We start from the raw sequence: 15,322 nt of genomic DNA, 5'->3' as shown, positions 1-15,322 counted from the left end.
CAGCCACCTTTTATATGTAGTCTTTTTTAGTATGGCTCAGGCAAAATGAATTCATTCAGCTTTAAACTTCTTCAAAATACTCTTTGTAGAAGCCTCCGACTTTGTTTGTATTGTCTACAACAAAAATGAATTCTTCTGTTTCATTTTTGACTTCATACTCTTTACCCGGCGTCAGCACATTTTTGACAATGTATTTTTTCGCATCTGTATGTACGCATTTGACCTTTTTGACGCTTTCTTTTGTCTGCCAATTATTATGAATCATTTATAAAACTCCTTTTCTTAATCGATAAGCTTATTGTAGCCGTTTTTTCTTGTGAATTGCAATAACGGTTATCAATTGATTTTACCGGGGCTGTTATTATAAAATGACTGTATGCGCTTACTTTGCGCGGACATCAAGATGCTCAAAACAGACCATAAAAAAATTTCGGGAGGTTTGTTACGAATGAGTTCTTTAACGATGCAGATCACAAAAAGGCTGGAAACATTTTTACAGGGCACGAAGAAACTTTATATTGACGGAAAATTTGTTCCGAGCGCTTCAGGATCAACATTTGTCACACCGAATCCGGCAACCGGAGAAACGCTGATGACGCTTTACGAGGCACAGTCAGAAGACATTGACAGTGCAGTGAAAGCGGCACGCAAAGCCTTTGATCACGGCGAATGGCGCACTATGCCGGCCGCTTCCAGAAGCAGGCTGATGTATAAGCTTGCCGATTTAATGGAAGAGCACAAAACGGAACTCGCGCAGCTTGAAACACTTGATAACGGAAAACCGATTAATGAAACGACGAATGGGGATATCCCGCTCGCAATTGAGCATATGCGTTATTATGCCGGGTGGTCTACAAAGATAACCGGACAAACGATTCCGGTCGCCGGCTCATATTTTAATTACACCCGCCATGAGCCTGTCGGCGTCGTGGGGCAGATCATCCCTTGGAACTTCCCGCTCCTTATGGCGATGTGGAAAATGGGCGCCGCCCTTGCCACAGGCTGCACAATCGTTTTGAAACCGGCCGAGCAGACACCGCTGACCGCCCTCTATTTAGCGGAATTAATAGATCAGGCGGGCTTCCCTGACGGCGTCATCAATATTGTCCCAGGGTTCGGCGAGACGGCCGGGGAAGCGCTGACCAACCATGACGATGTCGATAAACTCGCTTTTACCGGCTCTACAGAAATCGGCAAAAAAATCATGGAAAAAGCCGCAAAAAAAATTAAACGCGTGACACTGGAGCTTGGCGGAAAGTCACCTAACATCATTTTGCCTGACGCCAATTTGAAGAAAGCGATTCCCGGCGCTTTAAACGGGGTCATGTTTAATCAGGGGCAGGTATGCTGCGCAGGCTCCCGCGTCTTCATTCACAAAGACAAATATGATGAGGTCGTCAGCGAAATGGTTTCATATGCGAAATCGCTTCAGCAAGGCGCCGGCCTTCACCAAGATACACAAATCGGCCCGCTCGTCAGTCAGGAACAGCATGAGCGCGTGCTTTCATATATTGAAAAAGGAAAAGCGGAAGGAGCCAAAGCTGTCGCGGGCGGCAGCTGCCCGTTTGAAGAAGGGTATTTTGTCTCCCCGACTGTATTTGCGGATGTGGATGACAGCATGACCATCGCAAAAGAAGAAATTTTCGGCCCTGTTTTAGCAGCCATTCCGTATGATACGGTAGATGAAGTCATTGAGAGGGCGAACCGCTCGGAATACGGCCTTGCAGCCGGACTTTGGACTGAGAATGTGAAAAACGCCCATTACATTGCTGACCGTCTCCAAGCCGGCACCATTTGGGTCAACTGCTACAATGTTTTCGATGCGGCATCTCCTTTCGGCGGCTATAAGCAATCCGGCCTCGGGCGGGAAATGGGCTCTTACGCGCTGGATAATTATACAGAAGTGAAAAGCGTCTGGATCAATCTGGAAGATTAATCAAACAAGAAACTGCTGCCTGTCAGCAGTTTCTTTCTTTTGTCATGCCGCCTTTTACATATGAATATATATGCTTCTGAAGGAGTTGAGCGAGTGTGAGCACAATTCATGAAAACGTCAGAAGCCGCCAAAAGAAAACCATCTCTCTATTAAGAGAAACGCAAAATGCGGACGGCTCATGGTCATTTTGTTTTGAAGGACCGATTTTGACAAACGCCTTTCTGATCCTCCTCCTCACTTCTCTTGGAGACAATGATAAAGAACTGATCGCTGAGCTTGCAGAAGGCATTCGCGCGAAACAGCGCCCGGACGGAACTTTTGCCAACTATCCTGATGACCGGAAAGGAAATGTGACCGCCACTGTACAGGGCTATGCCGGCTTGCTGGCTTCCGGTTTATATAGCCGTTCTGAGGCGCATATGATTCAGGCCGAACGCTTTATCATCTCAAATGGCGGCTTGCGCAACGTACACTTCATGACAAAGTGGATGCTTGCGGCAAACGGCCTTTATCCATGGCCCGCGCTGCATCTGCCATTATCTTTCTTAGTCATTCCCCCATCCTTCCCGCTGCATTTTTACCAGTTCAGTACATACGCCCGTATTCATTTTGTACCGATGGCCGTGACGCTTAACAAAAGATTTTCGCTGAAAAATCCCAACGTTCCGTCTCTCGCGCATTTAGATCGGCATATGACTAAAAATCCGTTTACATGGCTTCGTTCCGATCAGGACGAGAACAGAGACCTCTCTTCTCTTTTCGCGCACTGGAAGCGGCTTTTGCAGATTCCTGCCGCTTTTCACCAGCTCGGTCTGCGTACGGCCAAAACGTATATGCTTGACCGGATTGAAGAAGACGGCACATTATACAGCTATGCGAGCGCCACTATTTTTATGGTGTACGGCCTGCTCGCTCTCGGTGTATCGCGCCACTCCCTCGTTATCAGAAAAGCACTTGCCGGCACGAAAGCTTTGCTCACGTCTTGCGGCGATTTACCGTACCTGGAAAACTCAACGTCGACCGTTTGGGATACGGCGCTTCTCAACTATGCGCTTATGAAAAGCGGCATCTCAGATAACGATCAGATGATAACCAGCGCCGCCCGGTTTCTGCGTGAACGGCAGCAGACGAAAGTCGCTGATTGGGCCGTTCACAACCCGCATGCTGAACCGGGAGGATGGGGTTTTTCAAACATCAATACAAATAATCCTGATTGTGATGACACAGCCGCAGTGCTCAAAGCCATTCCGCGAAAACTTTATCCCGCCTCATGGGAACGCGGACTGAGCTGGCTTTTGTCCATGCAAAACAGTGACGGCGGCTTCTCTGCTTTTGAGAAAAATGTCAATCATCCGCTGGTCCGCCTGCTGCCGCTGGAATCGGCTGAGGAAGCGGCCATCGATCCTTCAACAAGCGACTTAACCGGACGGGTGCTGCACTGTTTAGGAGAAGCGGGGCTTTCTTCTGATCACCCTCAGATTGAAAAGGCCGTCCAATGGCTGATCCGCCATCAAGAAGAGGACGGATCGTGGTACGGCAGATGGGGTGTCTGCTATATTTACGGCACATGGGCAGCGCTGACAGGGATGAAGGCTTGCGGCGTGAGCCAAAACCACCCGGCCGTGAAAAAAGCGATCCGCTGGCTGAAGTCCATTCAAAACGAGGACGGAAGCTGGGGAGAATCCTGTAAAAGCGCAGAAGTCAAAACCTATGTTCCGCTTTATTACGGGACGCTTGTACAGACGGCTTGGGCGGCCGAAGCTTTGCTGCAATACGAAAAAACTCATCATCAAGCCGTCACAAAAGGCATATCTTTTCTTATTGAAAACCGGCATTACGAAGGAGCCGCTTTCAGCTATCCGACCGGAATCGGCCTGCCGAAGCAGTTTTACATCAGGTATCACAGCTACCCGTATGTGTTTTCTTTGCTTGCGCTCAGCACTTTTATGAAAATGAGTGAAAAGGAGGAAGAAAAATGAAACGGCACGCTTATCAAACCGAGATGCTGAATTGGTGTGAAACCTTGAAGGAACAAGTTATTCAGCAAGGTCGGTTCGATCGCTTCGCGGCACAAATCGACCGGATTTTTCACACCCTTCAGGATGATGGATTAACGGAGGCCGAATGGTACGAACAGGCATCAGCACTTTACCGGGACATTACTGAACCCGAAGAGCCGGATGAGCGCAGAGCTTATGTGCCGATCGGCAAGCATGTCCTCCCTAAACTGCCTTACAGTTATTCCGCACTGGAACCGTATATTTCAAGAGAGATTATGAAACTGCACCATACCAAACACCATCAGAGCTATGTTGACGGTCTGAATAAAGCAGAACTGGAGCTCAAAAAAGCGAGACAGACGAAACAGTACGACTTAGTGGCGCATTGGGGGCGGCAATTGGCGTTTCACGGGGCGGGCCATTATTTGCACAGTATTTTCTGGTTTTCGATGAATCCAAACGGAAAAAGACGGCCGACGGGGGCGCTCTTTCAAATGATTGATGTGTCATTCGGAAGCTACTCCGCTTTTAAAGAGCAATTTTCTCAAGCGGCGAAAAAAGTCGAAGGAGTCGGCTGGGCTATCCTAGTCTGGGCGCCGCGCGCCGGGCGGCTGGAGATTTTGGCCGCTGAGAAGCATCAGCTCTACAGCCAGTGGGACGTCATTCCTTTGCTTCCGCTGGATGTGTGGGAACACGCTTATTACTTACAATATAAAAACGACCGAGCGGCTTACGTGGATCAATGGTGGAATGTCGTTGATTGGCGGGAGGCGGAGAAACGGTTCGAGCAAGCGCACCGCGTGATATGGCCGCTTTATTAAAAAAGCCCCCGTCTTGAACGGGGGCCTGCTTCTTTTGGTTTAAAAAATACCAAGGACGTGCAGAAAAACGATAATAATGGCTACAGGAGCCACATAACGGATTAATAGGAGCCAGACTGCAAACCATTTTCGTTTTATACCGGAACCGCTTTTCAGTTCGTCAAACAGCATCTGTTTCGGGATTTTCAGCGGTACGAAAACGGCAATTAAAAGCGCGCCCAGCGGCATTAAGACATTGCTGACCAGAAAATCCGCAGCGTCAAAAATACTGCGGTGAAAAATAGAAACATCACTCAAAATTCCGTACGAGAGCGCCGAAGGGACCCCGACAATAAATATAGCAAGTCCCCCGATCCATGCATACCGCTTCCGTTTTGCCGAATCGCCTTTTGACAAAACAGCAACTAAAATTTCAAGCATTGAAAAAGCCGATGTCAGCGTCGCAAATAAAAACAGCAGCAAAAAGGCGAGTAAAAACACGATGCCCAACGGCATTTGGTTAAAGACGGTCGGCAGCACGTTAAATAAAAGCTGCGGGCCTTGATCCGGCTTGAGGCCGAATGCAAACACCGCCGGAAAAATCGCCACTCCCGCCATCACAGCAACAAGGACATTTAATACCGTCACCGATACGGCGGATTGAACAATATTTTCTTCTTTTTCTAAATATGCGCTGTATGTAACCATTACGGACACTCCGACGCTTAACGAGAAAAATGATTGTCCCATCGCATATAAAATGGTATTGGCATCCATCGCGCCAAAATCAGGCATAAAAAAGAATTTTAATCCTTTTGCTGCATCATGCAGTGTTACGGAGCGGATCATTAAGAGAATAAACAGAATAAACAGAGCCGGCATCAGCACCTGGCTCACTTTTTCAATGCCGCTGCTCACCCCTTTTGCCACAACTAAAATCGTCAGCACGATAAACAGCAGCTGGCCGAAAACGGCTGCATAAGGATTTGAAATGGTATCGATAAATAACGTATCAAATCCCGAAGAAAGCGATAAGCCGCCTGTAAAGCCTTTTATAATGTAGATTAATATCCATCCCCCCACTACGCTGTAGAAGGATAATAGAATAAAACACGTAATGATTCCGAGATATCCGATCCAGTGCCACTTTTTCCCCGGCGCGAGCGCCTTATAGGATTCAACGGCGTTTTTTTGTGTTTTTCTGCCGATAATAAATTCAGCAAGCAAAAGCGGCAGTCCGATTAATACAGTAAATAAAATAAAAACAAGCAGAAAAGCGCCGCCTCCGCTGGTTCCCGCTACGTAAGGGAACTTCCATATTGCGCCGAGCCCGATTGCAGAGCCGGCCGTAGCTAAAATAAATCCCAGCTTAGATGACCATTGATTAGCTTCTTTCACTTCAGCACTCCCAATTCATTTCAGTATAAAAATCAATTGTAAGAATATATGTCTGAATAGTCAAGAAGATATTAGTTTACATAATAATTTTATTGAAAACTTATATTTAATATTGAATTATTCAGAACATTATTTATAATGGAATACAGAAAAGTCAGTCATATTTTCTGACTGATTTAATGTAAAAGGAGCTGTGTTTATGGAATGGCTGAAAAAAATAAGCGGGTTTGCGGGCCAAACCTTTGGCTTGTGGGTTATCGTCTTTGCCGGTTTAGGATTCGCCTGCCCTGATTTGTTTTCTTGGATCAGTTCTTATATGACGATTTTCCTTGGTATTATTATGTTTGGGATGGGGCTTACTCTTCAAGCAGACGATTTTAAAGAATTAATCAGAAAGCCTTGGCATGTCGTGATCGGAGTCGCTTGCCAGTTTACGATTATGCCGCTTACGGCTTTCTGTTTATCAATCGGGCTCCGCCTCCCCGCAGAAATCGCCGCGGGCGTCATTCTGGTCGGATGCTGTCCGGGCGGTACGGCATCAAACGTCATGACGTTTTTGGCGAAAGGCAATACGGCGCTTTCTGTTGCGGTCACCACGATCTCAACATTGCTTGCTCCTATTGTAACGCCGGCACTTATTATGCTGTTTGCGAAAGAGTGGCTCCCCGTTTCTTTCGGCTCACTGTTTGTTTCCATTATGCAAGCCGTGCTTTTGCCGATCGTCCTCGGGGTGATTGTGAAGCTGTTCTTCAAAAAACAGGTCGGACAAGCCGTGCACGCGCTTCCTCTCGTGTCGGTAATCGGCATCGTAGCGATTGTATCCTCTGTCGTCAGCGTAAATCGTGAGCATCTGCTTCAATCAGGACTGCTGATTGTGTCTGTCGTCATCTTACATAACGGAATCGGATATTTGTTAGGATTCCTGACTGCAAAGCTGTTCAAAATGGATTATGCTTCACAAAAAGCGATTGCGATCGAAGTCGGAATGCAAAACTCCGGACTGGGCGCAGCGCTTGCGACAGCGCATTTCTCCCCTTTGTCAGCCGTGCCGAGCGCAATTTTCAGCATATGGCACAATCTGTCGGGGTCTGTTCTTGCCACCTACTGGTCTAAGAAAAAAGAGAAAAACAGCGCCGAAGTTGAAGAAACGGCAAAGATTCCGTTTTCATAACTGAACAAGGATAGGATAGGCTGCTGCCGCTCCTATCCTTGTTGATTCTGCAGATCACGAAACAGACGCAAAAGCGCTTTTTTTACATCCCCCTGAAATAAACCTCCATGATAACAAATCAATTGGCGGATATCGTAATCGAGCAGCCGCCGCACAGAACGGACCGCATCATCCATATGTAACGTATAGCCGGGATTAGCAAGGTTCAGCTTTCCGTCTTCAATGACGACCGCATCACCTGTGACCATAGTTTTTTCGGCAGGCAGATAAAGACTGATATGGCCGGGTGTATGACCCGGCGTGGCTACAACGCGAATGCCTCCGCACCAAGGCAGCAGCTCGCCGTCAGTAACTGTCCGGTGAACTGGAGCCGATTCGACTGATTGAAGAGAGCGGATGAACTGTTTTGCATAAGGCTTTGCATCGTCTGGCAATGAACAAAACGTTGATTCAGCCTGCTCAAGCCGTAAAGATTTTTTAGAGCCGTCAATATACGGCGCTTCACGCTCATGTACTGTCACGCTGACATCCGGATGTAAACGGTATAATGCAGCGAGTGAGCCGATATGGTCTATGTCGTGATGCGTTACAATGATTTTTGTCAATGAATGAAGCGACATTCCATGCCGGGCAGCGGCATGTTGAAGATGGTTTGTAAAACCGGGATATCCGCAGTCTATTAATATCGTGTCATGTTCGTCTTGCAGAAGAACCGGAGTGATAGAATGCAATTCTTCATTATATTCAAATTCGATCTCAAGCGGATAACAGCTTTTCATATAAATTCTCCCCTTCTCTCAATAAAAAAGTACACTGCTTGTAAGGGCAGTGTACTTTTTGTCTGTCTCAAATTATCCTTCCAGCAACAGCTGTTCCGGATCTTCAAGCAGGTTTTTAATGGTGACAAGGAATCCGACCGCTTCTTTACCATCTACAATTCTGTGATCGTATGATAAAGCGATGTACATCATCGGACGGTTTTCAGAGCGCTCCGCATCAATCGCTACTGGGCGCAGCTGAATTTTGTGCATACCTAAGATCCCAACCTGAGGGCTGTTTAGGATCGGTGTTGACATAAGCGATCCGAATGTACCTCCGTTTGTGATCGTGAAGGAGCCTCCTTGCAGCTCACCTAATGTTAATTTATTGTTTCGCGCTTTCTTCGCAAGTTCGCCGATCTCTCTTTCAATGCCGGCAAACGTCAGACGGTCAGCGTCACGCACGACTGGGACGACAAGCCCTTCTTCAGCCGCGACAGCAATACCGATGTCATAGAATTTTTTCACGATCAGCTCATCGCCTTGAATTTCAGCGTTAAGGAGCGGGAATTTTTTCAATGCAGCCACGACGGCTTTTGTAAAGAACGACATGAAACCGAGTTTTACTTCGTTTTGCTCAAGGAATTGGTCTTTACGGCGTTTTCTTAGATTCATAACGGCCGTCATATCAACTTCGTTAAATGTAGTCAGCATCGCAGAAGTCTGCTGCACTTCAACCAATCGTTTCGCGATCGTCTGTCTGCGGCGGGACATTTTTTGCACTTCGACAGGTTTGTCAAAGCTTTGCTGTGTTTTTGGAGCCTGCTGTTTCGGCTGTGCCGCAGGTTTTGAAGCCGGTTTTTCATAAGCTTCCACATCTTGTTTGCGCACGCGGCCGAGCGGGTCTCCCGTCGGAATTTGTGATAGATCAATTCCTTTTTCCCTTGCCAGCTTGCGTGCAGCCGGAGACGCTACCGTTCTGGATTTCGCTTCTGATTGTGCTTCCTGGCTGACTTCTTGTGCAGCAGGTTCAGCTTTTGCTTCCTCTTTCGTTTGTTCATTAGCTGGAGCACTTTCTGAAGGGGCGGGTGCAGAACTTTCGCCAGCGCCTTCTGTAATGGTACCGATAATTTCTCCTACTTGGACGGTATCACCCGAATCTTTCAATACCTCTTTTAGAACACCCGATTCTTCTGCTGTCAATTCAACATTTACTTTATCCGTCTCCAGTTCAAGCAAGTACTCACCCTGTTCTACATAATCACCGGGCTGCTTTAACCATTGGGCTATCGTTCCTTCTGAGATTGATTCTGCTAATTCAGGTACCTTAATTTCCGCCATTTTTTCATTTCCCCCTTAGTTTTTGCGAGTCAAGCTATCAGATACAATGCGTTCCTGTTCTTTTTTGTGGACTGTCGGATCTCCTTCTGCGGGACTGGATCGTCTTCTTCGGCCGATGTATTGGACATTTACTCCTTTTGGCGCGATTTCCGTCAGATACGGGCTGATATAACTCCATGCCCCCATGTTCTGCGGCTCTTCCTGAACCCAAACGATCTCTTGCAGGTTCGGCAGTTTGGCGAAAAGCTCCTTCGTATCTTTTGCCGGGAACGGATACAGCTGTTCGATTCTGGCAATATGAAGCCAATCCTTATCGCCTTCCATTTTGTTGAAGTGATCGCTGATATCAATTGACACTTTTCCGCTTGATAATACGACGCGAGTCACTTTTTCGTAAGCATGGGAAAGACCGGACTGCTCATAGACAGGCTTGAATCGGCTTTCGCTCAGTTCCTGCACTTCAGATACCGTATTCGGGTTGCGCAGCAGGCTCTTCGGCGTCATGATCACAAGCGGGCGGATTTCCTCACGAAGCAGCATTTTCGCTTGTCTTCTTAAAATATGGAAATACTGAGCCGCACTTGTCAGGTTGGCCACCGTCCAGTTGTTTTCCGCCGCCAGCTGCAGGAACCGCTCGACGCGGCCGCTGGAGTGTTCAGGGCCCTGCCCTTCGTAACCGTGAGGCAGCAGCATGACCAGTCCTGATTTTTGTCCCCATTTTGCCCGTCCTGCAGATATGAATTGATCAAAATAGACTTGAGCCGCATTGGCAAAGTCCCCGTACTGCGCCTCCCACATCACAAGCGTTTCAGGCGAATACACGTTGTATCCATATTCAAAGCCGAGAACCGATCCTTCAGAGAGCGGGCTGTTATGCACCGTAAATGAAGCAGCGCAGTCGTCTAAGTGATGGAGGGCAACAAATTCTTCTCCTGTTTCGCTGTCATGCAGCACAAGGTTTCTTTGAGCGAACGTTCCGCGCTCTGAATCCTGTCCGGTCAGCCGGATCGGCGTGCCGTCTTTCAAAATGGAAGCAAACGCAAGCGATTCAGCCAATGACCATTCAACTTTACGGTCATCATCAAACGCTTTTGCACGTCTTTCCAGGATTCTTTTCAGCTTGCCGAACACGTTAAAAGATTCCGGCCAGTTGATAAGTTCGCCGTTCAGCTTGCGGAGAACATCAAAATCAATGGCTGTGTCAACATCGGGAAAACCGTTGGACACCGGTTCCGGCAATTCAATTTCCCGTACGGCGTCTTCTTTTTTGGCGGGCACCTTTTTATAGGCGTCTTCAATTCGTTTTGTCACTGTCGTTTCGATGTTTTGCGCTTTTTCCTCGCTGATCAGTCCTTCACTTACGAGTTTTTCCGCAAAGATCCGCTTGACAGTCGGGTGTTTTCTGACGGCGTCATACAGCATCGGCTGTGTCGTTGACGGCTCATCCATTTCATTGTGGCCGTACCGTCTGTACCCGATTAAATCGATTAAGAAATCTTTATTGAACCGCTTCCGGTATTCAACCGCAAATTTAACGGCTGACAGGCATGCTTCCGGATCATCCGCGTTGACGTGAACGATCGGAATTTCATAGCCCTTCGCCAAATCACTGGCATATTTCGTGGATCGTGATTCATCGCTTTCAGTTGTAAAGCCGATCATATTATTGGCGATGATATGAATGGCCCCGCCGACCTGATAGCCTTTCAGAGAGCTTAAGTTCAGCGTCTCGGCGACAATGCCTTCTCCCGGAAACGCTGCGTCACCGTGAATTAAAATGGCGAGCGATTTTGTTTCGTCTTGAACCGGGTACCCCTTTTGCGTTCTTGTTTCCTGTGCCGCCCGCGTGCTTCCTTCAACAATCGGATTGATGAATTCCAAATGGCTCGGGTTGTTTGCAAGCGTAATCCGCGCGCTTTTGGTTTCAGCATCCTGAAGCTGTCTGTCTGCACCGAGGTGGTATTTTACATCGCCCGTCCAGCCGTAGCTGATGCCGGTCGATCCTTCAGACGGCACAAGATCTTTATTCGGCGCGTGCTGGAATTCTGAGAAAATAATCTCATACGGTTTGCCGAGCACATGCGCAAGCACATTTAAACGGCCTCTGTGCGCCATCCCGATATTGACATTGGTTGTGCCCGCTTTCACAGACTGGGCGATAATGTCGTCAAGAACCGGCACAAGCGCGTCTAACCCCTCAATTGAGAAACGCTTCTGACCGACGAATGTCCGGTGTAAAAATTGTTCAAATCCTTCTACTTCCGTCAGTCTTTCTAAAACGGCTGACAGTTTTTCCGGTGAATTTTTCCGGAACAGTTCTCCGGATTCGACCATTTTTGTAATCCATGCGCGCTCTTCGAAATCATGCACATGGTCAAACTCGAAGGAGATGGTTCTTTTATAGGTATTGCGTAAATGCTGGATGGCTTCTAAGCCGTTTGTTATATTGGCAGGTGCGTCTTTACAGATGACAGACGCGGGTATTGCTTTCATTTCTTCTTCTGTAAGCCCGTACTCGGATAACGGAAAGAGCTCGCTCTTTTTCGGATCCTTTCTGAGCGGATTGACGGAAGCGTTCAGATGGCCATAGGTTCGAATATCTTCTGCAAGTTTAACTGCTGCTGCGATCTTTTGAATCAGATCTGCGGTGACGCGTCCCTGTTCCTTTGTTCCCGATGCCTCTTTTATTTGGCTTGGCGGAGCGCCTAGTTCGTCAAACATGTCTTTCAGATCCGGATCAATGCTGTCTGGATCTTCAGCATATTGGTCGTACAGCTCCAGTGCGTAGCCGAGGTTCGGTCCGTAAAAATCTTCCCAATTCATTCTTTGTTTCATATTATTTTGAAACATTTGAATATTACCCCCAACCTAGATAATCAAGTGATCAATTCACTATCTTGAAATAACTTTTGAACGCTGTGCCCAAAATTATGTAATAAAAACGCTTCCAAGGATATTTTACCACTGATTGCGTTTGGATTCTACCTTGATTGTTCACAAAATAGTAAAAAAAACAGATCAATACCGAAAAAATTAAATCATTTTAAAATAAAAAGCGAAAAAGCATAGGAAAAAGCCTATCCTATGCTTTTATGAAGCAGTTTTTTCAAGAGCGGATACAGCACATCGGGCAGCTGATCGACATCCGGAACAAAAATACTGTACTTTCCGTACATATCCTGAATGGTTTTCATCTGTGATTCCTCTATCGCAGTATTGGACAGAAAAACATTTATGACTTCTATCCCTTTTTTTCTCGCTTCGATGACAGCCTCGCTCGTATCGACGATGCCGTTTTGTTCGTATCCGAATGCTGCCGGCTCTCCGTCTGAAAACACGATTAAAAATTTTTGCGCCTCACTCCGCCGCATCAGCTGTTTCGTCATTTGTCTGATGGCGTATCCGTCTCTGTTATCTTCTTCAGGCGCAAGCTGCATGATCAGCGGACCCGCCGCCTGCAGCAGCGACTCTTCAAACGGAATGACGGTATTGAAGAAATTCGGCTGGCTCGTTTCGGTCGCTTCGTTTGTATCCTCCCAAAATCCGACGATCTGGTGCGGTACGGACACTGATTTCAAGGCTTCATGAAAAAGAACGATCCCTCTTTTTGTTTCATCCATTTTGTCGAACATGCTGGCCGAACAATCGACAAGCAATGTAAAAACGGCGTCAATGTCTGAAGACGGGTCCTGCTTTTTATAGAAAAGGCGCGGGTTCCGCTCCGTAAAATAGCGGATCAGTTTGCGATTCAGCCGGCCTGCGTGAAGGTCGGTCCGCGGGAGCGTTTTTTTGTGCTCAAGTGTTTTTTGTATCATCTGCTTCAGGCGTTTTTGATATGATTCTATCGTTTTTGCCTGTTCTTTATAAGACTGCTCCTCTTCAGGAGACGCTTTATGAGGCGTTTGATAAACCGGGAAGGCAAATTTGTTTTCTTTTCCGTCAGCCAGCCCCGCGCCCTCATGTTCATCCTGAATGGATTCAAGCGCTTCCAGTTTGGAGTAATCCTCTCTTTTCGTCTGACGTGCGGAACCTTGGACGGAGCCGAGCGCCTGGTCACCGTCATCGCCTTCTCTGGCCGCGTCTTTCCCAAGATCTGATTTCGCGCCGTGCTCAATATCAAATTGAAGGAAACTTTTTGACGGCGCTTCGGTTTCCCGGTGCCACGTATTCATTTTCTCTTCAAGGATTTCTTCATCTCCGTCGGAAGACTCAGGGAGCGTGAGATCGTCACTTAACGAAGGCTCTTTTTTTACACTTTCGAATAAAGGCTCTTCAGCCGCTTTTTCGTAATCAAGTTCCGGCAGAAAAAAGTACGTGTTCAGCATATCTTTCTCAAGCACTTCATCAAGGCCTTCCATGAGGTCTTCCGTTATTTTTGCGATTTGTTCCGTAGAATCCGCCTCATACACCCGGATGAGCTGACGTTCAATATACGGTATCATCATATCAATATGTTCATGCATGGAAGGAATGCCTTCAAGCGGAGACTCAGCCGTCAGCTTGACAAACATCGCGCAATACAAAGCGTCGGTGAAAATGCTCCGTTCTAAATTCAATGTCAGCTGCGTCGTGAAATATTTCCTGTACATCTCCCTCCGCTTCTGAAAAACACGTTTCGTTCCCGGCCGTTCTTTTTTGATCAGCTCTTCAATTCTGATATCCTCAAGCAGCATAAACAGCTGCTTGGCAAAGCTTTGGCGGGTGAAGTGCCGGTGAACGTCATTTAAAAACCCCGCAAATACCCGAAATGAGCTGCTGCGTGTTCCGACAGCGCGCAAATAGACATCGCTTTTCAGGCCGGCTTCCATATCCCCGGCTGATCGGTCTTTCCAAAAGTGGCTCATGTAAATTTTCTTTTCAAAGGGATTGTAGTAAGACTGCACGCCGTATTCCACTTCAACTTCACTGCTTCTGGTCAGTGTTTTGGCCAGATCAGTCAGCATCATGAACAAAAACGAATCAATCGTGCTGTCATTAAATTTGATAAACTTCATTGTATATCCCTCATTCGAACAGCGTTTCTGCAATATTTCTGACAGCGGCTTTTTCCCTGTCGTCGTCAAGTTTTTCTACGATGCCTCTTTCAATCGCCCGTTTCGGCGGGATGTACGCAGCCAAGTCGCACGTATCAATGAGAGCCCTGATGGACGCCGCTTCTTCTGACACTTGTCCGTTATGCGCTTGTGCGATTAAATCAGAAGACAGCGTCATAAAACGCTCAATTAATTTCTCATCTTTTAAAACAGACTGAGAGGTCAGCACCTGTTTCAGGAGGCTTCCTTTAATATACGGAACATCAATGATGACAAAACGGTTTTTAAGGGCTTCGTTCAGCGGAACGGTGCCGACGTAGCCTTCATTAATCGCGGCGATAACACCGAATCCTTCGCTTGCCTTAATCACTTCTCCTGTAAAGGGATTTGTCATCATTTTTCTGTAATCTAGCACGCCGTTTAGAATCGGAAGGGTTTCAGGCTTTGCCATATTGATTTCGTCAATGTATAACAAATGTCCCTCGTTCATTGCGGTTGTTACAGGTCCGGGAACGAATTCAATTGTCGCCTGTCCCTGTTCATTTTCAATCGTTTTATAGCCGACAAGCGCTTCTGCATCGAGGTCTACGGAGCAGTTGACGCTGTGCATCGGTTTATGAAAATAGTTCGAAAGCGTTTCCGCCAATTTTGTTTTCCCTGAACCCGTCGGTCCTTTTAATAAGATATTTTTTCCCATTGTCAAAGCAATGACGGCATCGAATACAATCGCTTTATCTTCGGCCTCATAGCCTGATGATCCGATTAAATCCCGGAATTCTTGGGAAACGGGATGATTTTGATAAGCCTGCAGTTTGTTTTGTATATCTTCCGGAAGTGATAGGTGCTGTAATTCTGAAGTCATAGGTGATGTTTCCTTTCCATTTG

At 47.0% G+C, this 15,322-nt stretch carries 11 protein-coding genes; 4 read left to right on the top strand and 7 right to left on the bottom strand.

All coding sequences use genetic code 11. The features are described 5' to 3' along the window. Positions 1–61 precede the first annotated feature (61 nt). A complete protein-coding gene (locus tag SB24_RS19170) occupies positions 62–265 on the bottom strand; it encodes a DUF6501 family protein (RefSeq protein ID WP_007407979.1) in 204 nt (67 codons plus the stop codon). A gap of 183 nt (positions 266–448) precedes the next feature. On the opposite strand from SB24_RS19170, the gene SB24_RS19165 reads away from it, so the two are divergent. From SB24_RS19165 to SB24_RS19155, 3 genes are all read left to right on the top strand, one after another. After that, a complete protein-coding gene (locus SB24_RS19165; RefSeq protein ID WP_039254884.1) occupies positions 449–1,936 on the top strand; it encodes an aldehyde dehydrogenase family protein in 1,488 nt (495 codons plus the stop codon). A 95-nt stretch (positions 1,937–2,031) separates the two neighbouring features. Beyond that, the gene (locus tag SB24_RS19160) at positions 2,032–3,915 is read left to right on the top strand and encodes a terpene cyclase/mutase family protein (RefSeq protein WP_039254881.1); all 1,884 of its coding nucleotides are present in this window, start codon (positions 2,032–2,034) and stop codon (positions 3,913–3,915) included. Continuing rightward, on the top strand, positions 3,912–4,757 hold the full coding sequence (locus tag SB24_RS19155; protein WP_007407976.1) for a superoxide dismutase: 846 nt from the start codon (positions 3,912–3,914) through the stop codon (positions 4,755–4,757). Before SB24_RS19160 ends, SB24_RS19155 begins: the two co-directional genes overlap by 4 nt. Before the next feature lie 39 nt (positions 4,758–4,796). Here SB24_RS19155 and SB24_RS19150 read toward each other — a convergent pair whose 3' ends face one another. After that, positions 4,797–6,134, bottom strand: coding sequence for a sodium-dependent transporter (locus SB24_RS19150; RefSeq protein WP_007407975.1), 1,338 nt, complete (start codon positions 6,132–6,134; stop codon positions 4,797–4,799). Positions 6,135–6,333: 199 nt separating this feature from the next. Here SB24_RS19150 and SB24_RS19145 point away from each other — a divergent pair, with 199 nt between their 5' ends. Further along, entirely contained in the window at positions 6,334–7,305 is a 972-nt protein-coding gene (locus tag SB24_RS19145) for a bile acid:sodium symporter family transporter (protein WP_033574662.1), read from the top strand. Positions 7,306–7,337: 32 nt separating this feature from the next. Here SB24_RS19145 and SB24_RS19140 read toward each other — a convergent pair whose 3' ends face one another. The 5 genes from SB24_RS19140 to SB24_RS19120 form a co-directional block, all read right to left on the bottom strand. Continuing rightward, positions 7,338–8,084: an MBL fold metallo-hydrolase gene (locus SB24_RS19140; protein WP_039254878.1), complete on the bottom strand. Its 747-nt coding sequence runs from the start codon at positions 8,082–8,084 to the stop codon at positions 7,338–7,340. Between the two features lie 72 nt (positions 8,085–8,156). Beyond that, positions 8,157–9,404: a 2-oxoglutarate dehydrogenase complex dihydrolipoyllysine-residue succinyltransferase gene (odhB, locus tag SB24_RS19135; RefSeq protein ID WP_007407972.1), complete on the bottom strand. Its 1,248-nt coding sequence runs from the start codon at positions 9,402–9,404 to the stop codon at positions 8,157–8,159. Between the two features lie 15 nt (positions 9,405–9,419). Next, entirely contained in the window at positions 9,420–12,254 is a 2,835-nt protein-coding gene (gene sucA / locus SB24_RS19130) for a 2-oxoglutarate dehydrogenase E1 component (protein WP_007407971.1), read from the bottom strand. A 227-nt stretch (positions 12,255–12,481) separates the two neighbouring features. Continuing rightward, positions 12,482–14,398 (bottom strand): vWA domain-containing protein, encoded by a 1,917-nt coding sequence (locus tag SB24_RS19125; RefSeq protein ID WP_039254875.1) that lies wholly within the window; start codon positions 14,396–14,398, stop codon positions 12,482–12,484. Between the two features lie 10 nt (positions 14,399–14,408). Next, positions 14,409–15,299 (bottom strand): AAA family ATPase, encoded by an 891-nt coding sequence (locus SB24_RS19120; protein ID WP_033574665.1) that lies wholly within the window; start codon positions 15,297–15,299, stop codon positions 14,409–14,411. Between the last annotated feature and the right edge of the window lie 23 nt (positions 15,300–15,322).

Origin of the sequence: Bacillus sp. Pc3 (assembly GCF_000815145.1) — a bacterium.
GTDB classification, from domain to species: Bacteria; Bacillota; Bacilli; order Bacillales; family Bacillaceae; genus Bacillus; species Bacillus velezensis.
This window is presented reverse-complemented; position numbering and strand designations above follow the sequence as displayed.

Coding starts and splice junctions, on each gene's coding strand:
- SB24_RS19165 (WP_039254884.1), top strand. CDS start 449: ATGAGTTCTTTAACGATGCAGATCACAAAAAGGCTGGAAACATTTTTA.
- SB24_RS19120 (WP_033574665.1), bottom strand. CDS start 15,299: ATGACTTCAGAATTACAGCACCTATCACTTCCGGAAGATATACAAAAC.
- SB24_RS19170 (WP_007407979.1), bottom strand. CDS start 265: ATGATTCATAATAATTGGCAGACAAAAGAAAGCGTCAAAAAGGTCAAA.
- odhB (WP_007407972.1), bottom strand. CDS start 9,404: ATGGCGGAAATTAAGGTACCTGAATTAGCAGAATCAATCTCAGAAGGA.
- sucA (WP_007407971.1), bottom strand. CDS start 12,254: ATGTTTCAAAATAATATGAAACAAAGAATGAATTGGGAAGATTTTTAC.
- SB24_RS19155 (WP_007407976.1), top strand. CDS start 3,912: ATGAAACGGCACGCTTATCAAACCGAGATGCTGAATTGGTGTGAAACC.
- SB24_RS19145 (WP_033574662.1), top strand. CDS start 6,334: ATGGAATGGCTGAAAAAAATAAGCGGGTTTGCGGGCCAAACCTTTGGC.
- SB24_RS19140 (WP_039254878.1), bottom strand. CDS start 8,084: ATGAAAAGCTGTTATCCGCTTGAGATCGAATTTGAATATAATGAAGAA.
- SB24_RS19125 (WP_039254875.1), bottom strand. CDS start 14,398: ATGAAGTTTATCAAATTTAATGACAGCACGATTGATTCGTTTTTGTTC.